Source organism: Pseudomonas sp. P7758, from assembly GCF_013386485.1.
Taxonomy (GTDB): Bacteria; Pseudomonadota; Gammaproteobacteria; order Pseudomonadales; family Pseudomonadaceae; genus Aquipseudomonas.
The window spans coordinates 1-590 of record NZ_JACARS010000246.1 but is presented as its reverse complement, the minus strand read 5'-3'; the positions used below and the strand labels follow the sequence as shown (position 1 = coordinate 590).

2 protein-coding genes are annotated in these 590 nt (G+C 63.9%); both read right to left on the bottom strand.

Features of this window, described 5'->3' with window-relative positions; genetic code table 11:
- On the bottom strand, positions 1 to 152 hold a 152-nt coding region (locus tag HX873_RS32170), incomplete at its 3' end, for a hypothetical protein (protein WP_177123817.1).
- A gap of 10 nt (positions 153 to 162) precedes the next feature.
- Positions 163 to 590 (bottom strand): TolC family protein (locus HX873_RS31195; RefSeq protein WP_177123815.1); only part of this gene is annotated, 428 nt, incomplete at its 5' end.

The following is a 590-nucleotide window of genomic DNA, read 5'->3' as shown; positions in this document are numbered from 1 at the left end:
AGGCGCATCGCCAGCCACAGCGTCAGGAAGGCCGCGATCAGCACCTTGAAGATATAGACCCAGGTCACGCCATCACTGCGTGCCCAATCGAAGAAACCACGGCGCCACTCAAGCGAGTGCAACCAGCGCAGCGGTGCAGGCAAGGGAGTCATCGCATCCTACTCAGTGATCAAACACGGCGAGGGCCGCCGGGGTCTTGCTCGGTAAGGTCTGGCTGTCCTGAGGCACGTCGCTGCCTGCACCGAGGCCACCGCCCAATGCGGTCACCAGTTCGGCGTGGGCACTCAGGCGTGCAGCCTGGACCTGCTGCTGCACCTGCTGCTGGCGGAACAACAGGCTCTGGGCATTCAGCACGTTGAGGTAGTCGGTGAGGCCGCGCTGGTAGGCGATCATCGCGATGTCATAGGTCTTCTGCGCCGAAGCCACGGATTCGGCGGCGAAGGCTTGCTGCTTGTCCATCGACTCGCGGCGGATCAACTGGTCGCTGATACCCTTGAGCGCATTCACCAGCGTCTGGTTGTAGTGCGCCACAGCAATGTCGTAGCCGGCGCTGGCCTCCCCCAACTGCGAGCGCAGGCGGCCGCCGTCGA